The 16,617-nt window shown below is 71.2% G+C and carries 10 protein-coding genes; 4 read left to right on the top strand and 6 right to left on the bottom strand.

The features are described 5' to 3' along the window. The first annotated feature begins 148 nt into the window (after nucleotides 1-148). On the top strand, nucleotides 149-1,516 hold the full coding sequence (locus tag I5Q34_RS30245; protein WP_199895634.1) for an NAD(P)/FAD-dependent oxidoreductase: 1,368 nt from the start codon (nucleotides 149-151) through the stop codon (nucleotides 1,514-1,516). A gap of 29 nt (nucleotides 1,517-1,545) precedes the next feature. Here the strand turns inward: I5Q34_RS30245 and I5Q34_RS30240 are convergent, their stop codons facing one another. Next, nucleotides 1,546-2,664 (bottom strand): alkene reductase, encoded by a 1,119-nt coding sequence (locus I5Q34_RS30240; RefSeq protein ID WP_199895633.1) that lies wholly within the window; start codon nucleotides 2,662-2,664, stop codon nucleotides 1,546-1,548. 78 nt (nucleotides 2,665-2,742) lie between these two features. Here I5Q34_RS30240 and I5Q34_RS30235 point away from each other — a divergent pair, with 78 nt between their 5' ends. Then, on the top strand, nucleotides 2,743-3,630 hold the full coding sequence (locus I5Q34_RS30235; protein WP_199895632.1) for a sigma-70 family RNA polymerase sigma factor: 888 nt from the start codon (nucleotides 2,743-2,745) through the stop codon (nucleotides 3,628-3,630). On the opposite strand, the gene I5Q34_RS30230 is transcribed toward I5Q34_RS30235, so the two are convergent. Beyond that, a complete protein-coding gene (locus tag I5Q34_RS30230) occupies nucleotides 3,620-4,663 on the bottom strand; it encodes a S66 peptidase family protein (protein ID WP_199895631.1) in 1,044 nt (347 codons plus the stop codon). The genes I5Q34_RS30235 and I5Q34_RS30230 overlap by 11 nt on opposite strands. A gap of 308 nt (nucleotides 4,664-4,971) precedes the next feature. On the opposite strand from I5Q34_RS30230, the gene acnA reads away from it, so the two are divergent. Then, a complete protein-coding gene (gene acnA / locus I5Q34_RS30225) occupies nucleotides 4,972-7,701 on the top strand; it encodes an aconitate hydratase AcnA (protein WP_199895630.1) in 2,730 nt (909 codons plus the stop codon). A 71-nt stretch (nucleotides 7,702-7,772) separates the two neighbouring features. Here the strand turns inward: acnA and I5Q34_RS30220 are convergent, their stop codons facing one another. The 4 genes from I5Q34_RS30220 to I5Q34_RS30205 all read right to left on the bottom strand — a co-directional run bounded on the left by I5Q34_RS30220 (nucleotide 7,773) and on the right by I5Q34_RS30205 (nucleotide 14,766). Next, nucleotides 7,773-8,675: a VCBS repeat-containing protein gene (locus I5Q34_RS30220; protein WP_199895629.1), complete on the bottom strand. Its 903-nt coding sequence runs from the start codon at nucleotides 8,673-8,675 to the stop codon at nucleotides 7,773-7,775. 117 nt (nucleotides 8,676-8,792) lie between these two features. After that, entirely contained in the window at nucleotides 8,793-9,704 is a 912-nt protein-coding gene (locus I5Q34_RS35900; RefSeq protein ID WP_277965588.1) for a VCBS repeat-containing protein, read from the bottom strand. A 47-nt stretch (nucleotides 9,705-9,751) separates the two neighbouring features. Next, on the bottom strand, nucleotides 9,752-10,690 hold the full coding sequence (locus tag I5Q34_RS30210; protein WP_199895627.1) for a VCBS repeat-containing protein: 939 nt from the start codon (nucleotides 10,688-10,690) through the stop codon (nucleotides 9,752-9,754). Between the two features lie 116 nt (nucleotides 10,691-10,806). Continuing rightward, entirely contained in the window at nucleotides 10,807-14,766 is a 3,960-nt protein-coding gene (locus tag I5Q34_RS30205; protein ID WP_234429699.1) for a GH92 family glycosyl hydrolase, read from the bottom strand. Between the two features lie 410 nt (nucleotides 14,767-15,176). On the opposite strand from I5Q34_RS30205, the gene ngcE reads away from it, so the two are divergent. Next, nucleotides 15,177-16,616, top strand: a complete 1,440-nt coding sequence (gene ngcE / locus I5Q34_RS30200; RefSeq protein WP_199895626.1) for an N-acetylglucosamine/diacetylchitobiose ABC transporter substrate-binding protein — start codon at nucleotides 15,177-15,179, stop codon at nucleotides 16,614-16,616. The last annotated feature ends 1 nt before the right edge of the window (nucleotide 16,617 follow it).

Here is a 16,617-nt window from a genome sequence, read left to right as displayed (position 1 = left end):
ACACCCCTCAAGATCACCAGCGTCCGTCCCTCGTCCCCGTCCCCGTCCCGTCCTCGTCCCCCCCCGGACGGAGCAACCCGCTCCGCGCCCGGCCCCGCCCGGTGGTAGGACGGAAGCGACCAGGGAGCACACCGGGAGGAGCCGTCGGGTGCCGGGTGAACCGTTCGACGGACGGATCGTCGTCGTCGGCGCGTCGCTGGCCGGGCTGCGCGCCGCGGAGACGCTCCGCGACAAGGGGTTCGCCGGGCCCCTGACCGTCGTCGGCGAGGAGCCCCACCCGCCGTACGACAGACCCCCGTTGTCGAAGCAGGCACTGCTCGGCAGGGTGCCCGCCCACGGAACGACCCTGCCCCGGCGCCGGTCGCTGGACGCCCGCTGGCTCCTCGGCGTGCACGCCGCCGGCATCGATCCGACCGGCAGGCGCGTCCTCCTCGGCGACGGCGGCCAGCTCCCCTTCGACCGGCTGCTGATCGCCACCGGCACCCGCGCCCGGCCCTGGCCGAACCGCGACGAGGCCCGCCTGGCGGGCGTGGTGACGCTGCGCACCGCCGACGACGCCGCGGAACTCGCCCGGCTCCTGGACGCCGGCCCCCGCCGGGTCCTGGTGATCGGCGCCGGGTTCACCGGCTCGGAGATCGCCTCCGCGTGCCGCGAACGCGGCCTCGCCGTGACGGTCGCCGAACGCGGCCCCGCCCCGCTCGTCGGCGCCCTCGGCGGCACGCTCGGCGCGTTCGCCGCCCGGCTGCAGCGGGCCCACGGCGTCGACCTGCGCTGCGGGGTCACCGTCACCGCCCTGACCGGCGGCGCCGGCCGGCTCACCGGCGCCGAACTCTCCGACGGCGAACGGATCGAGGCCGACGTCGCCGTGGTCGCCCTGGGCGCGGTGCGCAACACCGAGTGGCTCGCCGGGGCGGGCCTCGCGGCCGGACCCCGGGGCGTGGCCTGCGACGCGGGCTGCCGCGCGTTCGACATGTACGGGATCGTCACCGACGACTACTTCGTCGCCGGCGACGTCGCCCGCTTCCCCCACCCGCTCTTCGAGTACCAGATGCTCTCCCTCGAACACTGGGGCAACGCCGTGGCCCAGGCCGAGGTCGCGGCGCACAACATGGTCAGCCCGGGGCCGCTGCGCCGCCCCCACCTGACCGTCCCGGCCTTCTGGTCCAGCCAGTTCGGGCTCAACATCAAGTCCGTCGGCGTGCCGACCTTCTCCGACCAGGTGGTCATCGTCCAGGGCTCGGTGGAGGAGGGCCGCCTGGTGGCGGTCTACGGCTACCGGGGCCGCGTCACCGCCGCGGTCGGTGTCGACCGGGCCAAGTCGCTGGAGCACTACCTGCGGATGGTCGAGACCGCGGCGCCCTTCCCGCCCGCCCCGGGAGCCTCCGACGGACCAGCGGACGCCGTCCCCGTCCCCTCCGACGTACCGGACCCCAAGGTCCTCTCGCACGGGCCCACCGTCGCCCTCACCGGCCACCTGCCCGACCGCCGCCTGACCCTGGTGCGCCCCGGGGGCTGACCGTGTCCGCCGCCCGCGCCGTGCCCGCCTCACCCGCTCCAGTGGGTGCAGACCGGGTAGTCGACGTACCCCTCGGCCCCGCCCGAGTAGTACGTGGCCGGGTCCCCGGCCGTCAGCTCCTGGCCCAGGGCGAACCGGCCGACCAGGTCCGGGTTGGCGATGAAGTGCGTGGCGAACGAGACGGCGTCGGCGATGCCCTCCTCGATCAGGGCGTTCGCGGACGCCCGGCCGAAGCCGTTGTTGGCGATCAACGGGCCGTGGAACAGCCGCCGGTAGCGGTCCAGCGCCGCGAAGTCTGGGACGGCGTCCGACGGGGACGGGTCCCGGCCGCGCAGGTGCAGATAGGCCAGCGGGAAGCCGTTCAACGCGTCCACGAGCTCGTCGAACTCGGCGAGCGTACGGGCGTCGGGCGCGAAGCGCGCGGCCGTCCAGTACGGCGACAGGCGCACGCCGACCCGCCGCCCGGGCCAGGGCGCCGCGGCCGCCTCGACGACCTCCGCCAGCAGCCGGCGGCGCCGGGCGGGCGTCCCGCCGTAGGCGTCGGTACGGCGGTTGAGCCGCGGGTTGAGGAACTGCGGGATCAGGTAGGAGCCGACGGCGTGGATCTCCACTCCGTCGAATCCGGCCCGCCGGGCGTTCGCGGACGCGGTCCCGTACTCCGCGACCGTCTCCCCGATGTCCGCGCGGGTCATCGCGCGCGGGACGACCGTGGGCTTGCGCCCCTCCGGGGTGAAGGACGTCTCCCGCGGGTCGACCGCCGACGGGCCCAGCGGCCGCCCGCCGCCCAGGTGGTCGGGGTGCGAGGCGGCACCGGTGTGCCAGAGCTGGAGCACGATCCGGCCGCCGAGGCAGTGGACGACGTCCGTCACCCGCCGCCAGCCCTCGACCTGCTCCTCGCTGTAGACGCCCGGGACGCGGACGAAGCCGACGGCCCGCTCGCCGACCCAGGTGCCCTCGGTGACGATCAGCCCCGCCCCGGCCCGCTGGCCGTAGTACGCGGCGTGCAGCTCCGTGGGCACGAGGCCCGCGCCGGCCGCCCTGGCCCGGGTGGCCGGGGCCATGACGGTGCGGTTGGGCAGCCGGAGGTCCCCGAGGCACAGGGGACGCAGCAGGGGCTGCTCGACGGAGGTCCGGATCAGGGTGCTCATCATGGATACCTCGGTTTCGCTGTATATGCCCTCAAGTCGGTCATTACGTCGACGGACCGCGGCGCGGAAAGGTGACCCATGGACGAGCACGACCGGCTGGCGGAACGCTTCGAGCAGCACCGGGCCCGGCTGCGGGCCGTCGCCCACCGGATGCTCGGCTCGCTCACCGAGGCGGAGGACGCCGTCCAGGAGACGTGGCTGCGGCTCGACCGCGCCGGCGCCGGCGGCATCGAGAACCCGGCCGCCTGGCTGACCACGGTCGTCTCCCGGATCTGCCTGGACATGCTGCGCGCCCGCGCCGCGCGCCGTGAGGAACCGGCCGACGCCGTCCCGCTCCCGGACGGGAGCGAACCCGAGCAGGAGGTGCTGCTCATGGACTCGGTCGGCCGCGCGCTGCTCGTGGTGCTGGACCGGCTGGGACCGGCCGAGCGGGTCGCGTTCGTGCTGCACGACCTGTTCGCCGTGCCCTTCGAGGAGATCGCGCCGATCGTGGGGCGGTCCCCCGTCACCACGAAGAAGCTCGCCAGCCGCGCCCGTCACAAGGTGCACGGCGACCCCGTGGTCCCCGAGGCCGATCTCGCCCGGCAGCGGGACGTCGTCGACGCCTTCCTCGCGGCCGCGCGCGGCGGCGACCTCGACGGGCTCCTCGCCGTGCTCGCCCCCGGCGTCGTCCGCCGCGCCGACCCCGCCGCCCTGCCGCCCGGCGTCCCGGCCGAGGTACGCGGCGCCCGCGCCGTGATCCGCGAGACCGCCGTCCTCGGCCGCCGGGCGCGCCACGCGCAGACGGCGCTGGTCAACGGCGCCGTGGGCGTCGTCGTGGCCCCGCGCGGCCGGCTCGTCCTCGTCCTCGTCCCCACGGTCGAGGACGGCCGGATCGCGGCCTACGAAGTGATCGCGGCCCCCGCCCGGCTGGCGGCGCTGGACCTGGCCCTCCTGGATCCCGCGCCCGCCGCGTTCAGTACGTGACCGTGACCCTCCGGCCCGGCCCGTCCACCCGGATCCGGCCCCCGACCGGGATCACGACCTGCGGGTCGGTGTGGCCGAGGTCGATGTCGAAGACGGCCATCGTCTCCGGGGCGTAACGCTCCAGGGCACGCAGCACCGCGGTGCGCTGCCGCTCGCGGAACCGGGCCCGCTCCGGGGCGGTGAGCGGCTCCCCGAACGACCAGCTCTTGGCCCGGCCCATCAGCAGCGCGGGGAACTGCCGCAGCAGCCCGCGCTCGCCCATGGCCCGCAGGATCCGGTACACCTCATCCGCACCGGGCAGCTCCTCGGAGGTCTCCAGGAAGAGCACGTGTCCCGCGTAGGTCTTTGGGGGCAGCACCTCGCGGTCCGCCGCCAGCAGCCCGGACAGCGTCTCCAGGCAGCCGCCCCAGCCCGGCCCCTCGACGACCCGGTCGCCCCGGTGCCAACTCCAGCCCGCGGCAGGCTCCATGGGCGGCTCCGAGGCGAAGGTGAGCGGGTCGTCCCACGGGCGGTCGATGTCACCGGAGGCGGCCGCCCGGGCGAGCTCGTACGGGCCGGAGGCGAACAGCGCCGCCCGCAGGGAAGCGGCGGTCAGCGGGTGCAGGGCGCCCGGGCGGCCGAAGTGGACCATCACAGAGCCGCCGTAGTAGCCGACGATGCCCAAGTTCCGCAGGAACAACAGCAGATTGGTGTTGTCGCTGTGGCCGAAGAACGGCTTGGGGTGGTCGCGGAGCAGCTCGCGGTCGAGGTGGGGGAGGACGGTGAGCTGGTCGTCCCCGCCGATACTGGCGATCACCGCCTTGATCTCCGGGTCGGCGAAGGCGGCGTGCAGGTCCGCGGCCCGCTCCTCGGGGGTCGCGTTCATCTTCCGTGTCGCCGGGTATTCCACCGGCTCCAGCCCGAAGTCCTCGCGGATCCGGCGCAGCCCGAGCTCGTGGGGGCGGGGGAAGAGGCCGGGCAGGCCGGAGGAGGGGGAGACGACGGCGACCCGGTCGCCGGGCCGGGGCTTGGCGGGATACCTCGGGGGCGTCATCCCGCAAGGCTAGGAAGACGGAGGGCCACGGAAAACCGGTTTTCCGCCGCCCGCCCCTTCTGCGATCACCCGCGGTACTGGGTTCACTGGGAGATAGGGGGTGAATGGGATGAAAGGAATCCAGGCATGACCGGACTCCGGGCGATGTACTAGAGTTATCTCGACATCGAGATATCTGCGTAGAGGCGTACCGTCGGCAGCTTCTACTAAGGCGAACCTAAGTTAGGTACACCTTAGCGGACCCGGCGAGACCTTGTCGCGGCAGGATGGCCGCAGTACGCGCATTCATGCACATGAAGGAGACTGTCGTGTCGGCGAACAGCTTCGACGCCCGCACCACGCTGCAGGTGGGCGACGAGTCGTACGAGATCTTCCGGCTGGACAAGGTCGAGGGCTCCGCGCGCCTTCCCTACAGCCTCAAGGTCCTCCTGGAGAACCTGCTCCGCACGGAGGACGGCGCCAACATCACCGCCGACCACATCCGCGCCCTCGGCGGCTGGGACTCGCAGGCCCAGCCCAGCCAGGAGATCCAGTTCACGCCGGCCCGCGTGATCATGCAGGACTTCACCGGCGTGCCCTGTGTCGTCGACCTCGCCACCATGCGCGAGGCCGTCAAGGAGCTCGGCGGCGACCCGGCGAAGATCAACCCGCTGGCCCCGGCCGAGCTGGTCATCGACCACTCCGTCATCGCCGACAAGTTCGGCACGAAGGACGCCTTCGGCCAGAACGTCGAGCTGGAGTACGGCCGCAACAAGGAGCGTTACCAGTTCCTGCGCTGGGGCCAGACCGCCTTCGACGAGTTCAAGGTCGTCCCCCCGGGCACCGGCATCGTCCACCAGGTGAACATCGAGCACCTGGCCCGCACGGTCATGGTCCGAGGCGGCCAGGCGTACCCCGACACCCTCGTCGGCACCGACTCGCACACCACCATGGTCAACGGCCTCGGCGTCCTGGGCTGGGGCGTCGGCGGCATCGAGGCCGAGGCCGCGATGCTCGGTCAGCCGGTCTCGATGCTCATCCCGCGCGTCGTCGGCTTCAAGCTGACCGGTGAGCTCAACCCGGGCACCACCGCCACCGACCTCGTCCTCACGATCACCGAGATGCTGCGCAAGCACGGCGTCGTCGGCAAGTTCGTCGAGTTCTACGGCGAGGGCGTCGCCGCCACCTCGCTGGCCAACCGCGCCACCATCGGCAACATGTCGCCGGAGTTCGGCTCCACCGCGGCGATCTTCCCGATCGACGACGAGACCCTCAAGTACCTGCGCCTGACCGGCCGCAGCGAGCAGCAGGTCGCGCTCGTCGAGGCGTACGCCAAGGAGCAGGGCCTGTGGCTGGACCCGGCCGCCGAGCCCGACTTCTCCGAGAAGCTGGAGCTCGACCTCTCCACGGTCGTCCCCTCCATCGCCGGCCCGAAGCGCCCGCAGGACCGCATCGTCCTGGCGAACGCCGCCGCGCAGTTCGAGCGTGACGTCCTCAACTACGTCTCCACCGCCGACGAGGCGGGCGAGGAGTCCTTCCCGGCCTCCGACTCCCCGGCCGCCGCCGACGGCGTCCCGTCGAACCCGGTCACCGTCACCGCCCCCGACGGCTCGACCTACCAGATCGACCACGGCGCCGTCACCGTCGCCGCGATCACCTCCTGCACCAACACCTCGAACCCCTACGTCATGGTCGCCGCCGCGCTGGTGGCCAAGAAGGCGGTCGAGAAGGGCCTGACCCGCAAGCCCTGGGTCAAGACCACCCTGGCCCCCGGCTCCAAGGTCGTCACCGACTACTTCGACAAGGCGGGCCTGACCCCGTACCTCGACAAGGTCGGCTTCAACCTGGTCGGTTACGGCTGCACCACCTGCATCGGCAACTCCGGCCCGCTGCCGGAGGAGGTCTCCAAGGCCGTCAACGACCACGATCTCGCGGTCACTTCGGTCCTCTCCGGCAACCGCAACTTCGAGGGCCGGATCAACCCCGACGTCAAGATGAACTACCTGGCGTCCCCGCCGCTCGTCGTCGCCTACGCCATCGCCGGCTCGATGAAGGTCGACATCACGCGTGACGCCCTGGGCACCGACCAGGACGGCAACCCGGTCTTCCTGAAGGACATCTGGCCGTCCGAGGCCGAGGTCAACGACGTCGTCGCCAACGCCATCGGCGAGGACATGTTCAACAAGTCCTACAGCGACGTCTTCGCGGGCGACGCCCAGTGGCAGGCCCTGTCGATCCCGACCGGCAACACCTTCGAGTGGGACGCCGAGTCCACCTACGTCCGGAAGCCCCCGTACTTCGAGGGCATGACGATGGAGACCACCCCGGTCACCGACATCGCCGGTGCCCGCGTGCTCGCCAAGCTGGGCGACTCGGTCACCACCGACCACATCTCCCCGGCCGGTGCGATCAAGGCCGACACCCCGGCGGGCCAGTACCTGACGGAGCACGGCGTCGCGCGCCGCGACTTCAACTCGTACGGCTCCCGCCGCGGCAACCACGAGGTGATGATCCGCGGCACGTTCGCCAACATCCGCCTGCGCAACCAGATCGCGCCGGGCACGGAGGGCGGCTTCACCCGCGACTTCACGAAGTCCGCCGAAGGTGAAGGAGGGGCCCCGGTGTCGTTCATCTACGACGCCTCGCGCAACTACATCGAGCAGGGCATCCCGCTGGTCGTCCTGGCCGGCAAGGAGTACGGCTCCGGCTCGTCCCGCGACTGGGCGGCCAAGGGCACCGCGCTGCTCGGCGTCAAGGCCGTCGTCGCCGAGTCGTACGAGCGCATCCACCGCTCGAACCTCATCGGCATGGGCGTCCTGCCGCTCCAGTTCCCGGAGGGCGCCTCGGCCGAGTCCCTCGGCCTGACCGGCGAGGAGACCTTCTCCATCGCCGGCGTCACCGAGCTCAACGAGGGCCGCACGCCGCGCACGGTGAAGGTCACCACCGACACCGGCGTCGAGTTCGACGCGGTCGTCCGCATCGACACCCCCGGTGAGGCGGACTACTACCGCAACGGCGGCATCATGCAGTACGTGCTGCGCTCGCTGATCCGCAAGTAGGGCCGGCTTTCGCGGAAAAGGGCCGCATCCCCGTCGAGGACGGGGGTGCGGCCCTTCGGCGTTCCGCCGGTTCAGAAGACCAGGCGGTACTGGTTCCAGCCCGACTTGCCTATCTGTACGCGGGACTTGTACGGGGACGACGCCTTGCCCGTGCCCTTGTAGAGCCACAGAGCGCCCTTGCCGTCGCGGGCCAGCAGGTCCGCGCGGCCGTCGAGGTCCACGTCGCCGGTGCCGAGGAGGAGGTTGTACTGGTTCCAGCCGCCGCCGATCTTCTTGCGGGACGTGAAGGGCTTGTCGGCGTTGCCGGTGCCCGGGTAGAGCCAGAGCGTGCCCTGCTTGTCGCGGGCGACGATGTCGGTGCGGCCGTCGCCGGTGAGGTCGCCGCGGCCGGTGATGGCCGTGTAACCGCCCCAGCCGGTGCCGACCTTCTTGCGGCCGGAGAGCGAGCCGTCGGCCTTGGCGAGATAGAGCCACAGGGTGCCCTGGCGGTCGCGGACGAGGATGTCGGACTGCTTGGAGCCGCCGAGGGTGCCGGGGGAGAAGGGGCTGTTGTACTGGCCCCAGTCGGTGGCGACGCGGCGGGGCTCCTTCATCGCGTCCGTCATGTAGCCCAGGTCGTCGGCCTCGGTGAGGAAGTAGACGCCCTCGGCCACGCCGTCGCGGTCGTGGTCGACCTGGGTCGCGGCCTTCAGGTCCCCGAGGCCGGCGCCGCTGTGCTCGCGGGACGACAACCCGCCCTTGCCGCTGGGGAGGTAGAAGTACGCGTCGCCCTGCCGGTTGATCGCCTGGACCGGGAAGAAGGGGGCGTTCGGCGAGAAATCCGCCTTCGCGGCGGCGGAGGGCCTGAGGGCCTTCCCGGCGGGCGGGAGGGCGCCGGCCGCGGCCGTGCCGGCCGTGGTGCCGACGAGGGCGACGGCCGTCGCGGCGGTGACGAGGCGCGCGAACGCGCGGCGGCGGGTGGGGACTTCGGTCATGGAAGTGACTCCCTGGCTCGGGATGCGCAGAGCGGGGCGCTCCGCGGATACGGAGCGCCCCGCTCGGGGTTCGGGGTGAGTTTACAGACCCTTTACCCAGGGTGACCGGGGGGCCGGTCAGAAGACCAGGCGGTACTCGTTCCAGCCGCCGCCCAGCTTGACCGGGGCGCCGAAGGGCGCGGCCTGCTTGCCGGTGCCCTTGAAGAGCCACATCACGCCGCCCTTGTCACGGGCGAGCAGGTCGCTCCTGCGGTCGCCGTCGACGTCACCGGTGGCGACCAGCAGGTTGTACTTGTTCCAGCCGCCGCTGACCTTGGAGCGGCCGGCGAAGGGCTTGTTGATGTCGCCGGTGCCCTTGTAGAGCCAGAGGACGCCCTTCTTGTCCCGGGCGACGATGTCGGTCCTCCCGTCGCCGTTGAGATCGCCGCGGCCGGTGATCTGGGTGAACTGGCCCCAGCCGCCGCCCACCTTCTTGCGGGCCGAGAGCTTGCCGATGATGTCGGCCTTGTAGACCCACAGGACGCCCGACTTGTCACGGGCGAGGAGGTCGGAGTCCCTGGAGCCGCCGAGGTTGCCGGGGGAGAAGAGGGTGTCGTACATGCCCCACTTGGTGCCGACGACGTCGGTGAAGCCGCTGTTGGTCTTGTACACCACGTCGTTGGTGTTGTGGAGCATGTAGACGCCGTCGGAGTCGCCGTACGACGTGTGGCGCTGGGCCACCATCTTGAACTGCTTCCAGGCGTTCCGGGACTTGGCGGTGCTCTTCATCGCCTTGCGGGCCGTGAGGCCGCCCTTGCCGTTGAGCTGGTAGTAGTACAGCTGGCCGTTCTTGGCGAGGGCGTTGACCGCCAGCTGCGGTGCCGAGCCGGTCGGCGTGCCGAAGTCGGCGGTCCTCGCGGTCGCTTCGATGCTCAGCTGGGCGGCCGGGGGAACGGCCGGGCCGTCCGCCAGGGCCGTGCCGGCCGTGGTGCCGACGAGGGCGACCGCGATGGCCGCGGTCACGATGCGCGAGAGAGCGCGGTTGGTCACGTAGGACTCCATGTGTCGTGGAGAGATGAAAAGAAAGGAAAAGGAGGTCAGTAGAGCAGGCGGAACTGGTTCCAGCCCGACTTGCCGATCTTCACGGGCGACGCGAAGGGCCGGGACGCCTTGCCGGTGCCCTTGTACAGCCACAGCGCGCCCCTGCCGTCCACGGCCAACAGGTCGGCGTGGCCGTCCCTGTTGACGTCGCCGGTGGAGACGAGCTTGGTGTACTTGTTCCAGCCGCCGCCGATCCGGCTGCGGTCCGCGAAGGGCTTGCCGGCGTTGCCGGTGCCCTTGTAGAGCCAGAGGGCGCCCTTCTTGTCGCGGGCGACGATGTCGGCCTTGTGGTCGCCGGTCAGGTCGCCGCGACCGGTGATGGCGGTGTAGGCGCCCCAGCCGCCGCCGATCCGCTTGCGGGGCGAAAGGGAGGCATAATCACGGGACTTGTTGCTGCCCTGGTACAGCCAGAGCACGCCCTTCTTGTCGCGGACGACGAGATCGGAGCCGCTGGAGCCGCCGAGGTCGCCCGGGGTGAAGAAGGTGTTGTAGCCGCCCCAGCCGCTCGCCACCCGGCTCGCGCGGCCGGCCGTGCCCTGGTAGAGGACGTCGCCGTTGGTCCTGAGCTCGTACGTGCCGTCCATGCGGCCGTCGCGGTCGTGGTCGACGTTCGTCGACGCCTTGGTCTTCTTCCACCAGGCGCTCTTGCTCGAACCGCCCAGGCGCAGGCCGCCCTTGCCGTCGGGACGGTAGTAGCGGAACTCGCCGGAACGCGTGACGCCCTCGACGTTGAACAGCGGCGCGTCCGCGGTCGGCTGCCGCGTCGCGGCCGCCGACGGGGCGTCGGCCGCGGAGGAGAGCGCCGCCCGCCGCGTCGCGGCGGCGTCCTGGGCGGGGGTGTCGGCCAGGGCCGTACCGGCCGTGGTGCCGACGAGGGTGACGGCGGCGGCCGTGGTGACGAGGCGCGACAGACCGCGCCCGGAAATACGAGCCATGAAAAGTTCCCCCCAAGGAACAAGAAAAAAAGAAGTGCTGTGGTGCCCCCCGCGACGGATCTTGTCACGAAGGGCACCACAGGATCATCACGATTTTTGCACAACTCTCAGGGTGCCTAGTCCCCTTGCGGCACACCCAACAGCTCGATCTCGGCCAGAGTTGCCTCGCCGCCGACGACTTTCAGCCGGTAGTGGCGATAGGTCACGGCAGAGCGCAGGGAGAACACCCGTGTCTGCCGGTCCCAGGTGAAGGACTCTCCCGCGCGCCGGTCGGTTGCGGTCCAGTTCCGTCCGTCGTCCGAGCCCTCCAGGACCCAGTCGCGCGGGGCCCGGGTGCGGTCCGAGGAGGTCAGGGTGTACGAGCCCACCCGCGAGCGGGGGAGCGCCTCCAGCGCCGCCGTGGTGAAGGCGGCGTCCGTGCGGGAGGTGTTGTCGGTCAGGGCGGAGCCGTCGGGGTCGGTCACGTCCGACGGCGGGGCGGGGACGGCGTCGTCCCGGGTGACGGACGTGGGTCCGGCGTCCTTGCCGGTGGCCCAGGACGAGGGCTCGGGGCCCATGGCGAACTCCAGGGTCGCGCCGTCCGCCACCACGGAGTGCGGCAGGGCGGTGGAGTTCCAGGGCTTGCCGTTGACCCGCAGCCCCTGCACATAGACGTTGCGGGCGCTGTTGCGCGGGGCCTTGACCACCAGCTCGCGGCCGTTCTCCAGATGCACGGTGGCCTTGGTGAACAGCGGCGAGCCGATCGCGTACTCGCCCTGGCCCATCACCAGCGGGTAGAAGCCCAGCGCGCCGAAGACGTACCAGGCGGACATCTCGCCGTTGTCCTCGTCGCCCGGGTAGCCCTGGCCGATCTCGCTGCCGAGGTAGAGCCGGGAGAGCACCTCGCGGACCTTCTCCTGGGTCTTCCAGGGCTGCCCGGCGGCGTCGTAGAGGTAGGCGATGTGGTGCGAGGGCTGGTTGCTGTGGCCGTACATGCCCATGCGGACGTCCCGCGCCTCGGTCATCTCGTGGATGACGCCGCCGTAGGAGCCGGCGAACTCCGGTTCCCCGGTCTCCTGCGTGGCGAAGTACGCGTCGAGCTTGCGGGCCAGGCCTTCTCTGCCGCCGTAGAGGTTGGCGAGCCCGCGGGTGTCCTGAGGCGCGGTGAAGGCGAAGTTCCAGCCGTTGGTCTCGGTGTAGTCGTGGCCCCAGACGCGCGGGTCGTACGCGTCGGGCGACCGCCGCCAGGAGCCGTCCTCGTTCTTGCCCTGGAAGAAGCCGACGCGGCGGTCGAAGAGCCGGACGTAGTTGCGGGCGCGGCCCAGGAAGTACTCCGACTCCTCGTGGTAGCGCTCCTTGCGCGTCCGCTCATACAGCGACCGGCCCATCCGGGCCAGGCCGAAGTCGTTGAGGTAGCCGTCCAGGGCCCAGGACATGCCCTCGTGGGTGCGCGTGCTCGTCCAGCCGAGGAAGACCGAGGTATCCATGCCCTTGCGGCCGGTGCCCGGGTCGGTCGGGGCGACCGTCGCGTTCTTCAGCGCGGCCTCGTAGGCGGCCTCGGCGTCGAAGCGGACGCCCTTGACGTGGGCGTCGGCGAAGGCGATGTCGGAACTGGTGCCGGTCATCAGGTCGGCGTAGCCGGGCGAGGACCAGCGCGAGACCCAGCCGCCGTCCTTGTACTGCTGGACGAAGCCGTCCACGAGCTTCCCGGCCTGCCGGGGGGCGAGCAGGGAATAGGCGGGCCAGGTGGTGCGATAGGTGTCCCAGAAGCCGTTGTTGACGTACACCTCGCCGTCCACGATCCGTGCGCCGGTGCGGGTCGGGGTGGACTCACCGGTGGGCGGGGAGAAGGGGCTGGCGTAGCGGTGGCGGGGCCGGTCCTTGGTGCCGGTGTTCTCGAAGCCGGAGTTCGGATAGAGGAAGAGCCGGTAGAGGCCGGAGTAGAGCGTGGTGAGCTGGTCCTTCGTGGCGCCCTCGACCTCGACGCGGCGCAGCAGCGCGTCCCACGCGTCCCGGGCCCGGTCGTGGACGCGGGAGTAGGGGGTGCCGGCCGGGATCTCCTGCTCCAGGTTGGCCTTCGCCTGGTCGGTCCCGATGAGGGAGGTCGCGATCCGCAGGGTGACGGTGCGGTCCTTGCCGGGCCTGAAGCGCAGGTAGCCGGTGACGTCGCCGTCCTTCGCCGGGGCGGCGCCGCGGCGGAGCATGCCGCCGCCGGAGACGGGCGCGTCGAAGACCCCGTACACGTAGAGCCGTCCGGCGCCGGCGGACAGGCCGCTCCGCACGTCCGACCAGCCGGTGAACGTCCCGCGCGCGGTGTCGATCCGCAGCCCGCCGTGGTTGTTGACGTTGTCAAGGATCACGCTGGAGTTTTCACCGGGAAAGGTGAATCGCATCATCGCGGCGTGGTCGGTGGGCACGATGTCCGCCCGCAGCCCGTTGTCGAAGATGACGCCGTAGTGGTGCGGCGTGGCGGTCTCGCGAGCGTGGTGGAAGGGGAGGGCGCGGGCCGTGCGGGAGGCGTCGGGGGTGCCGGCGGCGACCGAGGGCATCACCTGGAAGGTCTGCCGGTCGCCCATCCAGGGGCTCGGTTCGTGGCTCGCGGAGAAGGCCTGGAGGGTGGGGAGGTTGTCCGGGTTGTTGGCGGCGGCGTACTGGTAGAGCCAGGTGGTGGAGCCCGCGTCGGTCACCGGGGTCCAGAAGTTGAAGCCGTGGGGAACGGCGGTGGCGGGAAAGGTGTTGCCCCGGGAGAAGGACGAGCTGGAGAGCGTGCCGCGGGTGGTCAGCGCCCGGTCGGCCGGGTGGGCGGGGGGCGGCTCCGCGGGGGCGGGGGCGAGGGAGACGTCGTCGATCCAGCCGCGGAAGGGCGCCGGGCCGGACGGCGCGTCGTAGGCGACGAGGACGCGCGCCACGGTCTTGCCCGCGGCGACGGCGCCGATCGACGCCTCCTTGTTGTTCCACTGGTTGACGTAGAGGGTCTTGGAGTCCGCCTGGCCCCGGGGGGTGAGCGGTGCCCCGTGCTGGTCGCGCGCGCCCAGGCCGCTGAGGTAGGTGCCGTCGGTGAAGGCGAGGTCGAGGGAGACATGGGTGGCGGGGTAGCGCGGATCGCGTTCGGGCATGGCGGGGAAGATCCGGTACGCCAGCCGGGTCCGGGGGGTGACCCGGACGTCGACGGCGAAGACCTTGTTGTACGCGTAGGCACGTCCGTGGCCGTCGTGCGTGCCCCCGTAGCGCAGCGCGTGCGCCCCCGTGAAGCCCGCGCGGGCCTTGGCGGTGGGGGAGCCGGACGGGCCGCGGTCGGGATAGGTGCGCATGCCCCGCGGCGGGGGCGGGGAGCTGTCCGCCGTGGCGAACTGCACCTCGGCGAGCTGGGTGACGCTGTCACCGCCGTTGCGCGTGACCTCGAGCCGGAAGTGGCGGTGCGCGGTGCGGTTCCCGAGGGCGAACTCCCGGGTCCGGAAGCGCTTTTCGAAGGTCTCGTCCTCCCGGGTGTCCAGGGTGGTCCAGTGCTGTCCGTCGGCCGAGCCCTTGAGCACCCACGAGCGCGGGTCGCGGGCGGGGAAGTCGTTCGCGGCGGTCAGGGCGTAGCGCACGGCCGTGACCGGCTCCGCGAGCGTGAACTCCACCCAGGGCGTGCGCTGGAAGGTCAGCCACTTGGTGGTCTTCTCGCCGTCGACGAGGTTCTCCTTCACCTCGCCGCCGCCGGTGTTCTCGCCGCTGGCCCGCAGCCCGGTCACCTTGTCGGTGACGTTGCCGGGGATGCCCTGGCCGTCCCCGCCGCCGACCCCGGAGGTGCGCGGGGTGCCGTCCGGGCCGGTCTCGGCCGTGTTGCGCCAGTCGGGTCGCGGGTCCCCCGGCTCGAAGGAGGAGGCGAAGCGCTCCCGCGCCCGCTGTTCCTGCGCCTGCCGACCCTGCGCCCGCTGCTCCCGCGCCTGCCGATCCTGCGCCTGCTCCTCCCGCACCTGCTCCGCGGCCCGCCCGCCCGGGGCCGCGAGGGCCGCGCCGGGGACGGTCTGAGGGGTCGTCACCAGTATGGCGGCCACCAGGAGGGCCGCGGGGCGGCCGAGGGCCCGCCGGCGACGTCTGAGTCCTGTTCCCATCCTTGCCTCTCCAGAAGGGTCTCCCGGAAGGCTGACAACGTTGTCGCCCGGGTCGCGCTCTGTTAAGTAGGGCGTGAGGCACCAGTGGTGTCAAGGCTTCCGGGGGGTTTCCGGGGGTGGTGTCGCCGGATGTCGAAGAGGTCTCAACTCGGGAAAGACTGACGGCCAATGCCGCTTCCGATCTTGCCCAGTTGGTGCGAAGTGGACTATACCTGTCGGCGTCCGGGGCGACCCCGCGTCGCCGTGGCGGACCGGGGGAGAACGCCGACGGCGCGCCCTGGCACTTCTCCGGCGCACACCCAGCACGCCCAGCACTTCAACTGACCCGCGGTGTCGGGCCCTTCGTCCAGCCGACTGCACAGGGGAGACCGCCACACCGCCTGAGTCCTGGAGAAGGCGAGGACTTGAGCATGGGATCCACCTCGGAATTCAGCCGGCGCGACCTGATCAAACGGGCCGCCGCGGCCGGCCTCCTCGCGGTGCCGACGATGAGCCTGCTGAGCGCCTGCGCGACAGGCGACGACGGCGACGACAACACCCCGGACACGGGCAAGGGCAACAAGCCCGGCGAGCTCAAGCCGCTGAACGTCAACGGGTCCGCGCCACTTGACGTCGTCATCTTCGACGGCGGATTCGGCCAGCAGTACGCCAAGGACGCCGAGGCCGAGTACAAGAAGGCGTACCCGAAGGCCGGCATCAAGCACACCGGCACCCAGGACATCGCCCCCCAGATCCAGCCGCGCTTCAACGGCGGCACCCCGCCGGACCTCATCGACAACTCCGGTGCCAAACAGATGGACTTGGGTACCCTCGTCGGCCTCAAGCAGCTCACCGACCTCAACGCCCTGCTGGACGCGCCCTCCTTGGACGACCCGAAGAAGAAGGTGCGCGACACCCTGCGGCCCGGTGTCGTGGAGATGGGCAAGTTCGACGGAGAGGAGGTCTGGGTCCTCTACTACGCCTACACCGTCTACGGCGTGTGGTACTCGCGGACGAACCTGGCGAAGCTCGACGCCCAGTACCCCGAGACCTGGGACGAGATGCTCAAGATCTGCGAGAAGGCGAAGAAGAAGGGCATCGCCGGCTGGACGTACGCGGGCCAGCACCCGTACTACCTGCCGTTCAGCCTCTACCCGTTCATCGCCAAGATCGGCGGCGTGGAGGTGATGGACCGGATCGACAATCTGGAGCCCGACGCCTGGAAGCACCCGGCCGTCAAGGCCGCCTTCGAGGCGTACTACGAGCTCTACCGCAAGGGCTACGTCCTCCAGGGCACCCCGGGCCTCGACCACATCCAGTCCCAGACGGCCTGGAACCAGGGCAAGGCGCTGTTCATCCCCAACGGCTCCTGGGTGGAGAACGAGGCGAAGAGGATGACGCCGCCCGACTTCAAGATGGCCGTCGGCGCCCCGTCCGGTCTCGACAGCGGCGACAAGCTGCCCTTCGGCACCATCTGGGCGTCCGGCGGCGAGCCGTTCATCGTGCCGAAGCACGCCAAGAACCCGCAGGGCGGCATGGAGTTGCTGCGGATCATGCTCGGCAGGAAGTCCACCCAGAACTTCATCAAGGCCGTCTCCTCGCTCTCCTCCCTCGATGGCGGCACCGAGGGCATCGCGCTGCCTCCCGGCCTCGAATCCTCCAAGGAAGCCCTCACCAAGGCCGGGAAGAACGTCGTCAACCCCCGGCTCCAGGACTGGTACGTCACCCTCCAGAAGGAGAAGATCGGCAAGGCCGCGCTGGGCGAGATGATGGCCGGCCGGCTCACCCCCGACGAGGCCATCAAGAAGATCCAGAAGTTCACCGACGAGACCCGCAAGGACGACTCCGTCAAGAAGTACCGGCACAAGTGAG

The organism is Streptomyces sp. AV19, assembly GCF_015999245.1.
GTDB lineage: Bacteria > Actinomycetota > Actinomycetes > Streptomycetales > Streptomycetaceae > Streptomyces.
The sequence above is the reverse complement of the archived record's forward strand: the minus strand, read 5'-3'. Positions and strand labels throughout refer to the sequence as shown.

What these genes read in the sequence shown, in the direction of transcription:
- I5Q34_RS30205 (WP_234429699.1), bottom strand. Translation starts at nt 14,766, where the DNA reads ATGGGAACAGGACTCAGACGTCGCCGGCGGGCCCTCGGCCGCCCCGCG.
- ngcE (WP_199895626.1), top strand. Translation starts at nt 15,177, where the DNA reads ATGGGATCCACCTCGGAATTCAGCCGGCGCGACCTGATCAAACGGGCC.
- I5Q34_RS30220 (WP_199895629.1), bottom strand. Translation starts at nt 8,675, where the DNA reads ATGACCGAAGTCCCCACCCGCCGCCGCGCGTTCGCGCGCCTCGTCACC.
- I5Q34_RS30240 (WP_199895633.1), bottom strand. Translation starts at nt 2,664, where the DNA reads ATGAGCACCCTGATCCGGACCTCCGTCGAGCAGCCCCTGCTGCGTCCC.
- I5Q34_RS30210 (WP_199895627.1), bottom strand. Translation starts at nt 10,690, where the DNA reads ATGGCTCGTATTTCCGGGCGCGGTCTGTCGCGCCTCGTCACCACGGCC.
- I5Q34_RS30235 (WP_199895632.1), top strand. Translation starts at nt 2,743, where the DNA reads ATGGACGAGCACGACCGGCTGGCGGAACGCTTCGAGCAGCACCGGGCC.
- I5Q34_RS30230 (WP_199895631.1), bottom strand. Translation starts at nt 4,663, where the DNA reads ATGACGCCCCCGAGGTATCCCGCCAAGCCCCGGCCCGGCGACCGGGTC.